This is a genomic window from Thiohalorhabdus sp. (genome assembly GCF_046545655.1).
Lineage (GTDB): Bacteria > Pseudomonadota > Gammaproteobacteria > Thiohalorhabdales > Thiohalorhabdaceae > Thiohalorhabdus.
Genome location: NZ_JBKGZG010000025.1, coordinates 24,088 through 34,386 on the forward strand (window position 1 = coordinate 24,088; position 10,299 = coordinate 34,386).

Genomic DNA, 10,299 nt, shown 5'->3' on the forward strand with positions numbered 1-10,299 from the left:
GGGGGAGTCGCGGTAAGATGCCGCCCCGACTTCGGCTTCCAACCACCTGGAGCCCCGGATGACCGATACCCAGAAGTGGCTGCTCCTGGCTGGAGCGGCCGGAGCCGCTTGGCTGCTCTACCTGCTGGCACCCGTCCTCACCCCCTTCCTGGTGGCCGCCCTGCTGGCCTATCTCGGGGATCCCCTGGTGGATCGTTTCGAAGCCCGCGGCATGCCCCGTACCGCGGCGGTAGGGACGGTCTTCCTGGTGCTTCTGGCGGCGCTGTTGGCGCTGTTCCTGCTACTCATTCCCCTGCTGGACAATCAGATCCGGGCCCTCATTCGGCAGCTTCCCCACTATCTCGGCTGGCTCCAGGACACCCTGTTGCCGTTCCTCGCCGCGAACCTGAGTCTGGAGGCCGACGGCGCCTCCCTGGAGGCCTTGAAGGAGTCCCTCAAGGAGCATTGGCAGGAGGCGGGAGGGCTGGCGGCCGCGCTGGCGGGCACCGTGTCCCGCTCGGGCCTGGCCGTGGTGGGCTGGTCGGCGAACCTGGTCCTGATACCGGTGGTGACCTTCTATCTGCTGCGCGACTGGGACCGACTGGTGGCGGGGCTCCACGACCTGCTGCCACGCTCCCGGGTGGAGACCGTTTCCCGGCTGGTACGCGAATCGGACGAGGTGCTTGCTGGCTTTCTGCGCGGGCAGTTCCTGGTCATGCTGGCCCTGGGCCTGGTCTATTCGGTGGGCCTCTGGATCGCGGGGCTCCAGCTGGCCTTCCTGGTGGGCCTGATCGCCGGGCTGGTTAGCTTCGTGCCCTATCTGGGCTTCATCCTGGGGGTGATCCTGGCGGGGGCGGCCATGGTGGTGCAGACGGGCGCTCCCCTCGACCTGGTCTGGGTGCTGGCGGTGTTCCTGGTGGGGCAGGTGCTGGAGAGCGTGGTGCTGCAGCCCCTCCTGGTGGGGGACCGCATCGGCCTCCACCCGGTGGCCGTGATCTTCGCCGTACTGGCCGGAGGGCAGCTGTTCGGCTTCGTGGGCGTGCTGCTGTCGCTGCCGGTGGCGGCCGTCATCGCCGTGTTCGTGCGTCACGCCCACGAGCGCTATCTGGACAGCCGGCTCTATCAGGAGGAGGCAACCGGGGAATGACGGAACAAGAGCCGCACGCCCTGTACCTGGGGGCCGATGTGGGCACCTCCGGGGTGCGGGTGTGCGCCCTGGACGACCAGGGGGGCCTGCGGGGCCAGGAGGTGGTGGACCTGCCGGCGGGGGTGCGCGGCGATGGCCGCCACGAGCAGGATCCGGAGGCCTGGTGGGAGGCGTTGGTGGCGGCCGCCGCGAGGCTGGCCGCGGGCCTGCCGGAGGCGCCGGTGCGGGGGCTGGCGCTCGATTCCACCTCGGGGACCCTGCTGCTGGCCGATCGGGCGGGCCGGCCGCTGGGTCCGGCGGTCATGTACGACGACCGTCGGGCCACCGCGGCGGCGGAGGCCATCGCCCGCGCCGCCCCGGCGGAAAGCGGTGCTCACGGGGCGAACAGCAGCCTGGCCAAGCTCCTCCATCTGCTGGGGCAGGGGGAGGGGGAGAGAGCCGGCCACGCCCTGCATGCGGCCGATTGGCTGACGGGCCGCCTCACTGGCGCCTTCGGGGTGAGCGACGAGAACAACGCCCTCAAGCTGGGCTACGACCCCGTGGGCCGGGGGTGGCCCGATTGGATGAGGGAGCTGGTTCCCGGGGATCTGCTCCCCGAGGTGGTGGCACCGGGGAGCCGGGTGGGGACCCTGGCCACCGAACCGGCGGAGCGCATGGGCCTTGCCGCGGGGATCCCGGTGCAGGCGGGCACCACGGACAGCATCGCCGGCTTCCTGGCCACCGGGGCCGGGGGGGTGGGAGAGGCGGTGACCTCCCTGGGCTCCACCCTCGCCCTCAAGGTGGTGGCGGAGCGACCGGTGTTCGCCCCGGAATACGGAGTGTACAGCCACCGCCTGGGGCAGCGCTGGCTGGCGGGCGGGGCCTCCAACAGCGGCGGGGCGGTGCTGCGGCGGTTCTTCACGGACGCCGAGCTGGCCGAGCTGACCCCGCGTCTGCATCCCGAACGGCCCACCGGCCTCGACTATCTGCCTCTGCCGGAGACCGGCGAGCGCTTTCCCGACAACGATCCGGAGCTGGCGCCGCGCCTCGAGCCGCGCCCCGCGGATCGGGCGGAATTCCTGCAGGGCCTGCTGGAGGGGATCGCCGCCATCGAGGCGCGGGGCTACCGGCGGCTCGCCGAGCTGGGTGCCCCCTATCCAGGCTCCGTCCGGACGGTTGGGGGCGGGGCCGCCAATGCCGCCTGGACCCGCATCCGGGCCGACCTGCTGGGCGTGGCCGTGGCGGCGGCCGAGAACGGCGAAGCGGCCTGCGGCGCGGCCCGCCTCGCTGCGGGCAGGCTCAGCTGAGCGAAGGGGCCTCGTCCAGGTGCTCCAGGACCCGGCGGATGCCGGGGACGCCGTCCTCCAGCATCACGTCCAGGGGACGCCGGCCCTCCAGGCCCTCCTCCGGCGTCACCACCCAGGTATAGACCCGCGGATCGTCGGCGGGGAAGCGGTCCGCCAGGCGCTGGTTGACGGCCAGCAGGCCGCTGGCCCGGCCCAGGACCTCGGGCTCCTCGGGCAGGGGCGCGCCCTTGCGGAACCGCTCCAGCTGCTTCTTCTCCCGTCGGGGCAGGCCGAGCAGGGCGGTCTGCTGCGCATCCTCCAATCCCCAGCGCTTGAACAGCGTGGTGACGTTGTAGGCCAGGTAGCTCCGCTCGGTGGGCTCGGAGACCGGCGGCGGGGACATAGCCCCTCCTTATAAGATGTTTAAGTAATACAACTTACCACGCAAGACCCTGCCGGATCACTCCGGCCACGGCGCCCCGGTTCTTCGGCAACGCGGGGCCCGCGGGATTCCCTCCGGGTCCCCGCCAGGAGGCCGAGCTCCTGGTGGGAGCGACCATCGGTCGCGATCGGCGAGGCCGCTCCCCTGGTCGCGGCTGGAAGCCGCTCCCACGGTAGCTCCGTCGGCCTGGGGAAGACCAACCAGGCGACCCGACCGGGGCCTGCTAGGCGAGGCGGGCCCGCAGGAAGGCGTCCACGGCGTCCACCGCCTCGGCCATGTTCTGTTCGGGGGTCCGGCCCGAGCGCTTGCGGGGCGCCAGGTCGTGGTCGCCGTCCTCGGTCCAGTGGACCCGGATGGCCGGGGACAGGGGGTAGCCCGCCACTTCCTCGGGCTTGCCGAAGGGGTCCCGGGTGCCCTGCACGATGAGGGTGGGGGCGGCCAGGGCCCCGAGGTGGTCGATGCGGGTGTGCTCGGGCTTGCCGGGCGGGTGGAAGGGGTAGCCCAGGCACACCAGGCCCGCCACCCCCGCCTCGTCCGCCACCAGGCTGGCCATGCGGCCGCCCATGGACTTGCCCCCGATCACCAGCCTCTCGGAGCCGAGCTCCGCGATCACCGCCCGCCAGGTGTCCAGGAGGACGGGCTGGCGGTCGGGGGGGCGCTTCCCGCCGTCCTCCCGCCGCCGGACCATGTAGGGGAACTCGAAGCGGGCCACCCGCCAGCCCCGTTCCCCCAGGGAGCTGGCCACGGTGTCCATGAAGGGGGTGTCCATGGGCGCGCCGGCGCCGTGGGCGAGGGCCAGGGTGAGCGGGGCGGTCTCGGGGCCGTCGAAGAGGTAGGGCATGGCTCGCACGACCGCCTATCCGCCGATGTGGGACATTTCCACCTTGGGCCGGGAAACGGTCTCCTCGGTGCGCAGCTCGGAGTAGCGGTCCGCGCGGCCGGACCACAGGGCCTCCAGGAGCTCGCCGATCTCCGCGTCGGAGGCCCCGCCGCGCAGGAGGGCGCGGAGATCGTGGCCCCGTGCGCCGAACAGGCAGGTGTAGAGCTCGCCCTGGGCGGAGAGGCGGGCGCGGGTGCAGGAGCTGCAGAAGGGCTCGGTCACCGAGGAGATGATGCCCACCTCGCCGGCGCCGTCGGCGTAGCGGTAGCGGCTGGCCACCTCGCCGGGATAGTTCGGGTCCAGGGGCTCGATGGGCCATTCCGCGTCCAGGGCGTCGCGGATCTGGGCGGCGGTGACCACGTCGTCCATGCGCCAGCCGTTGCTGTTGCCCACGTCCATGAACTCGATGAAGCGCAGGATGTGGCCCGTGTCCCGGAAGTGGCGGGCCATGGGGAGGATCTGGTCCTCGTTCATGCCGCGCTTGACCACCATGTTCACCTTGACGGGCCCCAGGCCGGCCTCCGCGGCGGCGTCGATGCCCTCCAGCACCCGATCCACCGGGTAGTCCACGTCGTTGATGCGGCGGAACACCCCATCGTCGATGGCGTCCAGGCTCACCGTGACGCGGTTCAGTCCCGCCTTCCGCAGGGCCTCCGCCTTGCCGGGCAGCAGGGATGCGTTGGTGGTCAGGGTGATGTCCTCGATGCCCTCCACCGCGGCGAGCATGCCCACCAGCTCCTCCATGTCGTGGCGGACCAGCGGCTCGCCCCCGGTGATGCGGAGCTTGTTGACGCCCAGGCCGGCGAACACCCGGGCCAGCCGCGCGATTTCCTCGAAGGAGAGGATCTCGGCCCGGGGCAGGAAGGCGTGGTTGGAGCCGAACATCTCCTTGGGCATGCAGTAGACGCACCGGAAGTTGCAGCGGTCGGTGACGGAGATGCGGAGGTCCCGGAGCGGGCGGTGCAGGGCGTCGCGGGTGGTCATTGCGGTCGGGTTCCGTTGCAGGGGCGTAGTCCGAAAGGGGCGGCGGCCGAATACTTGAGAGGCATTCTCAGCCATTTCAGACGATTCCAACCCTAGTGCAGCCGGCCACCGGCGTCAAACTACCCCGTCGGGTAGGGAATGCCCTTATTCCCCGCTGGAGGGGCGGGCGCTCCGGGGGCTCAGGCTGTCGCTACGGGCAGACATCCGGGAAAACCCTGTATGTGGCGGCCGGGAATAGGGAAAGGGCTTGCCGTGCCGCAGCCGGCCGCGACCGGGCCGGGCGGGCGTCGGGGAACGGAGACGGCGCATCGGCAGGGGGATGCCTATCCCGTGGGCCCGGAAGGGGAAACGAAACTGGCGCGCTCCTTGCAATAGGGGCCGTGCAGAAGTCCCACCCATGCCATTGGAGGCCTTACGATGTGGAGTTTCCTCTTGCCCGGCCCTCTCGTCCGTTCCGAGCTCCTGCGTGCTCTCGCGGTTGCGGGATTCTCCGCCTTCTTCCTGTTCGCCGCGGTGGCCATGGGGGGCATGGCGTTCTTCGAGATGGCGCGCGGGGTCTATGGGCTGCTCGCCGCAGCCATGCACAGCGGCGAGTCCATCACCGCCTTCATCCAGGGCCTGAACACCGCAGTGATCGCCATGGCCGCTTACGACCGGGCCGCCTCCTGGCGCTCCCCCCTGGCCCCGCCTCCTCAGAAGTAGCGCCGCATCTGGCTGACCACCACGCCCTGGATCGTTACCTGCTCCGGGGCATACTCCTGCGGGGCGTGGTCGGCGTTGGCGGGGTGGAGGATCACCCGGTCGGGGCGCTGCTCGATGCGCTTCAAGGTGGCCTCCTCGCCGTTGATCAGGGCCACCACCAGCTCGCCGTTGTCGGCGCGGTCGCGCTGCTCCACCACCACCCAATCGCCGTCGAAGATGCCCTCGTCGATCATGGAGTCGCCGTCCACCTCCAGGACGTAGCAGGGCCGGTCCCGGCGCAGCTGGGTGGGGACCTCGAAGGTCTCCGGCTGGGGCAGGGCGGCGATGGGCTGGCCGGCGGCGATCCGGCCCAGCAGCGGCAGCTCGTCGTCGTTGTCGGCCTCCCCGGCCGTCAGCCGCACGCCCCGTTTCTTGCCGTCCATGGGCTCCACCAGCCCCGCATCCACCAGGGCCTGGATGTGGCGATGCAGGGAGCCCCGGGAGCGCATGCCGAGGGCCTGGGCCAGCTCGTCCAGGCTGGGCGGCGGTTCGTCGGCGTGGGCCCGGAGGTAGTCGTGGATCTCGCGTTGGCGGCGGGTCAGCGGGGTGTCCATGGCGCTTGTCCCTGGATGGTTTTGCCGCTAGTATCGCATACGGAGAACGTAACGAGAACACCCCCGTGGCCGAAACCATCCAAGCACTTGACCTTGCCCCCGAAGACCCCGTGCGCGCCTTCGCCGAACGGCTGACGGCCAAGTACGGCGGGCGGATCACGGGGCGCCGGGTCATCCCGGCGCGGGAGGGCGCCTACGCCTCCTTCCCCGAGGATCTGGATCCCCGCCTGCGGGCGGCCCTGGAGAAGCGGGGCGTGGCCGCCCTCTATAGCCACCAGCGAGCAGCCTGGGAGCGGGTGCGCGCCGGGCGCCACACGGTGGTGGTGACGCCCACCGCCTCCGGCAAGACCCTGTGCTACAACCTGCCGGTGCTGCACGACGTCCTTGCCGAGGGCGCGAAGGCCCTCTACCTGTTCCCCACCAAGGCGCTGTCCCAGGACCAGGTGGCCGAGGTCACGGAGCTCAACGGGGCCGGCGACCTGGGAGTGCGGGCCTACACCTTCGACGGCGACACCCCGGGGGACGCGCGCAAGGCGGTGCGCACCCGCGGTGACATCGTGGTCTCCAATCCGGACATGCTGCACCAGGGGGTGCTGCCGCACCACACCAAGTGGGCGCAGTTCTTCGAGTCGCTGCGCTACGTGGTCATCGACGAGATGCACACCTACCGCGGCGTGCTCGGCGCGCACATGGCCAATGTGCTGCGCCGGCTGCGGCGGGTGTGCCGGTTCTACGGCACCGATCCGGTGTTCATCCTGTCCTCGGCCACCATCGCCAATCCGGCGGAGCTGGCCGGTCAGCTCGTGGAGGACGAGGTGGCCGCCGTCACCGAGAGCGGCGCCCCGGCGGGGGAGAAGCACCTGCTGCTGTGGAACCCGCCGGTGGTCAACGCCGATCTGGGGCTGCGCGCCTCGGCGCGCTCCCAGACCACCCGCATCGTGCGCACCGCCGTGCGCGCCGGGCTGAAGAGCATCCTGTTCGCGCGCTCGCGGCTCATGGTGGAGGTGCTCACCAAGTACCTGAAGGACGTCTTCGATGCCGATCCGCGCCGGCCGCAGCGGGTTGCCGCCTACCGCGGCGGCTATCTGCCCACCGAACGGCGCGCCACGGAGCGCAGCCTGCGCGGCGGCGACCTGGACTGCGTGGTGGCCACCTCGGCCCTGGAGCTGGGTGTGGACATCGGGGCGCTGGACGTGTGCGTGCTGAACGGCTACCCCGGCACCATCGCCGGCACCTGGCAGCGCCTCGGGCGTGCCGGGCGCCGCGAGCGCGCCGCCCTGGGCGTGGTGGTGGCCTCCAGCCTGCCGCTGGACCAGTACGTGGTGCGCAATCCGGACTTCTTCCTGGGCGGCTCCCCGGAGCACGCCCGCTGTGATCCCGACCAGTTGCTGATCCTGCTCGACCACGTGCGCTGCGCCGCCTTCGAGCTGCCCTTCCGCGAGGGCGAGGCCTTCGGCGGCGAGGACCTGGGCGAGATGCTGGAGTACTTCGCGGAGGAGGGCATCGTCCACGGCGAGGGCGACCGCTGGCACTGGGTGGCGGACAGCTACCCCGCCAACAGCGTCTCCCTGCGCTCGGTGGCGGAGGGCAACTTCGTGGTGGTGGACATCACGGACGGCGGCCAGACCATCGTCGCCGAGGTGGACTTTGCCAGCGCCCCCATGACCATCTACGAGGGCGCCATCTACATGATCCAGGCCCAGCCCTACCAGGTGGAGACCCTGGACTGGGAGGGGCGCAAGGCCTACGTGCGCCGGACCAAGGCGGACTACTACACCGACGCCATCGACTACATCCGCCTCAAGATCCTCGAGGATTTCGAGCGGGTGGGGCAGGGCCGCGGCGAGGCCGCCAACGGCGAGGTCCACCTCGTGCGCCGTACCGCCGGCTACAAGAAGATCCGCTACTACACCCACGAGAACATCGGCTTCGGCGACATCCACCTGCCCGATCAGGAGATGCACACCACCGCCGTGTGGTGGCAGCTCGGATCGGGCGTGCTGGAGGCCAGCTTCCCCGGCGGGCAGCAGGCCCTGGACGGCTTCCTGGGGGCCGCCTACACCATGCACCACGTGGCCGCGCTGCGCGCCATGTGCGAGCCGGGCGACCTGGGCCGGGCCGTGGGCGACGGCGACGCCGAGTGGTTCGCCACCGTGGGTGCGAGCGGCCGCGGCCAGATCAAGCACTTCGACGGCTCCGAAGGCGACCCCGGCTCAGTTTCGCCGGAAACAAAAGACCTCGGGGCGGCGCGAAGCGGCGACCCGGAGGCCCAGGGCCGCTTCGTGCCCGCCCTGTTCCTCTACGACAACTACCCCGGCGGCGTGGGCCTCTCCGCGCCCCTGTTCGACCAGCGCGAGGCCATAGTCCAACAAGCGCGGCAGCTGGTGGCGGCCTGCGACTGCGCCCACGGCTGCCCGGCCTGCGTGGGGCCCATCCTCGCCTCCGACGCCGAGCGGGGCTTCTCGCCCAAGGGGGCGGCGGCAAAGGTTCTGGAACTTCTGGGAGGAGCCCCATGAGCCGCCTCAAGGGCCGACTCGCCGACCTGCGGCGCCAGACCGGGCAGCGCCCGGATGCGCCTGCGTCGGATGCCCGGCCCGAGCCCGCCGGCCCCCGCCTGGCCGAGCGGGTGCAGCGCGCCGGCGGCGCCCGCCGCCCGTCCCGGGAGAAGCTGGATCCCGGGGAGCTGGCGGAGCGCATCGGCGCCGAGCCCCTGGCCGAGGGCGTGCTGGTGCGCGATCGGCGCACACCCCTGGCCGAGGGCTACGAGGGGGCGCTGTTGACCGGGGCCGCAAGGGCTCGGGAGGCCCTTCCCGAGGCCACCGGCCTGGTCCCGGAGCGGGCGGTGTTCCTGGACACGGAGACCACGGGCCTGGCCGGCGGCACCGGCACCGTGGCCTTTCTGGTGGGGCTGGCCCGCGTGGACGGCGACGCCCTGCTGCAGCGCCAGCTCCTGCTCACCCGGTTCCAGGGGGAGGCCGCCCTGCTGGCGGCGCTGGCCGACTGGGTGGGGGAGGGCGACCACCTGGTCACCTTCAACGGCAAGCGGTTCGACCTGCCGTTGCTCACCACCCGCTGCCGGCTTGCCGGGTGCCCCGATCCCCTGGCCGGGCGGGCCCACCTGGACCTGCTCTACCCCTTCCGCCGCCTGTTCGGCCACCGCTTCCCCGACTGCCGGCTGGCCACCGCCGAGCAGCGGCTGCTCGGCGTTACGCGGCCCGACGACCTCCCCGGCGCTGAGGCGCCCCAGGCCTGGCTCGACTTCCTCCATGCCGGCGACGCGGGCCGCCTGCCGGCGGTGGTGCGGCACAACGAGCGCGACCTGCTGGCCCTGGCGGCCCTGGTGCCGACCCTGGACCGCATTCACGCCAAGCCCGGGCCATGGGGCGGTGATGTGCTGGGCGTGGCCCGCGCCCACTACCGGTTTGGAGAGGAGGCGCGGGCCCGCAAGGTGCTCGCGGCCAACCGGGAGCACCTCGACGCCGAGGGCCTGCGGGAGCTGGCCCGGCTGTACCGCCGGCGTGGGGCGTGGACGAAGGCGCTGGCCATCTGGGAGGACCTGGCGGTCCGGGGTTGCCGGGACTCACGGGAGCGGCTGGCCAAGTACTGGGAGCACGTCGCCGGCGACGTGGAGACGGCACTGGCCTGGGCGGCGCCGCTGGGAGGGACGCCGGAGGGGGAGCGGCGGCTGGCCCGCCTGCGGGGCAAGCGGGGCAGCGGCCCGGCGGAGCCCGGTCCCTGCGCATAGGAAGGCCTTGGGGGAGGCCCGGTCCGGCCGCCTCCTCGGCTTCCCGCGCCCGGGAAGGAATCGGTCAGCCCTGCGGGCTCTCTTCCATGTCTCCGCAGTACTTCTGCAGGTGCTCCGGGATGTCCGGCGGGCACTCTCCGCACGCCTGGTTCCCCGGTACCGCATGATCGATGAATTTGGGGTAGGGCAGGCCGAGGTTGTTCATGATCTCCAGGAACTCCGCCTCGCTCCGGCCCTGCCCCAGGCGCGGGTTGCGGCCCTTCTCCTGGCCGATGGTGGACACCCAGCGACCATGGTAGTCGTGCCCGGGGTGGACCAGGATGTCATCGGGCAGGGTGAACAGTTTGCCGTGGATGCTGTGGTACAGACTGGAGGCATCCCCGTTCTGAAAGTCCGTGCGGCCGCAGCCGTCGATCAGCAGGGCGTCCCCGGTTAGCGCCCGTTCCCCCACCGTGTAGGCCATATGGTTGTCGGTGTGGCCCGGGGTGTGCAGGGCCTCCACGCGGATGTCGTCCATCTCGAAGGGGTGGTCCTCGTCGACGCCCACCTCCGTGCAGGGCAG

Annotated in this window: 10 protein-coding genes; 5 read left to right on the forward strand and 5 right to left on the reverse strand. The window is 71.8% G+C overall.

The window, feature by feature from the left end; genetic code table 11:
- Window positions 1-58 precede the first annotated feature (58 nt).
- Both ACLFRB_RS07210 and ACLFRB_RS07215 read left to right on the forward strand, forming a co-directional pair.
- Window positions 59-1,126 (forward strand): AI-2E family transporter, encoded by a 1,068-nt coding sequence (locus ACLFRB_RS07210; RefSeq protein WP_411068336.1) that lies wholly within the window; start codon window positions 59-61, stop codon window positions 1,124-1,126.
- On the forward strand, window positions 1,123-2,412 hold the full coding sequence (locus ACLFRB_RS07215) for an FGGY-family carbohydrate kinase (RefSeq protein ID WP_411068337.1): 1,290 nt from the start codon (window positions 1,123-1,125) through the stop codon (window positions 2,410-2,412). The genes ACLFRB_RS07210 and ACLFRB_RS07215 overlap by 4 nt, the downstream gene beginning before the upstream one ends.
- Here the strand turns inward: ACLFRB_RS07215 and ACLFRB_RS07220 are convergent.
- The 3 genes from ACLFRB_RS07220 to moaA form a co-directional block, all read right to left on the reverse strand.
- The gene (locus ACLFRB_RS07220) at window positions 2,405-2,794 is read right to left on the reverse strand and encodes an MbcA/ParS/Xre antitoxin family protein (RefSeq protein WP_411068338.1); all 390 of its coding nucleotides are present in this window, start codon (window positions 2,792-2,794) and stop codon (window positions 2,405-2,407) included. The two genes, ACLFRB_RS07215 and ACLFRB_RS07220, sit on opposite strands and share 8 nt — an antisense overlap.
- A gap of 262 nt (window positions 2,795-3,056) precedes the next feature.
- Window positions 3,057-3,674, reverse strand: a complete 618-nt coding sequence (locus ACLFRB_RS07225) for an alpha/beta family hydrolase (protein ID WP_411068346.1) — start codon at window positions 3,672-3,674, stop codon at window positions 3,057-3,059.
- A 15-nt stretch (window positions 3,675-3,689) separates the two neighbouring features.
- On the reverse strand, window positions 3,690-4,772 hold the full coding sequence (moaA, locus tag ACLFRB_RS07230) for a GTP 3',8-cyclase MoaA (protein WP_411068339.1): 1,083 nt from the start codon (window positions 4,770-4,772) through the stop codon (window positions 3,690-3,692).
- 357 nt (window positions 4,773-5,129) lie between these two features.
- Between moaA and ACLFRB_RS07235 the strand changes: the two genes are divergently transcribed.
- A complete protein-coding gene (locus ACLFRB_RS07235; protein WP_411068340.1) occupies window positions 5,130-5,399 on the forward strand; it encodes a hypothetical protein in 270 nt (89 codons plus the stop codon).
- Here ACLFRB_RS07235 and lexA read toward each other — a convergent pair.
- Complete coding sequence (gene lexA, locus ACLFRB_RS07240) at window positions 5,390-5,992, reverse strand: transcriptional repressor LexA (RefSeq protein WP_411068341.1); 603 nt, start codon at window positions 5,990-5,992, stop codon at window positions 5,390-5,392. The two genes, ACLFRB_RS07235 and lexA, sit on opposite strands and share 10 nt — an antisense overlap.
- 65 nt (window positions 5,993-6,057) lie before the next feature.
- On the opposite strand from lexA, the gene ACLFRB_RS07245 reads away from it, so the two are divergent.
- A complete protein-coding gene (locus tag ACLFRB_RS07245) occupies window positions 6,058-8,508 on the forward strand; it encodes a DEAD/DEAH box helicase (RefSeq protein ID WP_411068342.1) in 2,451 nt (816 codons plus the stop codon).
- A complete protein-coding gene (locus ACLFRB_RS07250) occupies window positions 8,505-9,737 on the forward strand; it encodes a ribonuclease H-like domain-containing protein (RefSeq protein ID WP_411068343.1) in 1,233 nt (410 codons plus the stop codon). Before ACLFRB_RS07245 ends, ACLFRB_RS07250 begins: the two co-directional genes overlap by 4 nt.
- A 64-nt stretch (window positions 9,738-9,801) precedes the next feature.
- Here the strand turns inward: ACLFRB_RS07250 and ACLFRB_RS07255 are convergent.
- On the reverse strand, window positions 9,802-10,299 hold a 498-nt coding region (locus ACLFRB_RS07255), incomplete at its 5' end, for an MBL fold metallo-hydrolase (protein ID WP_411068344.1).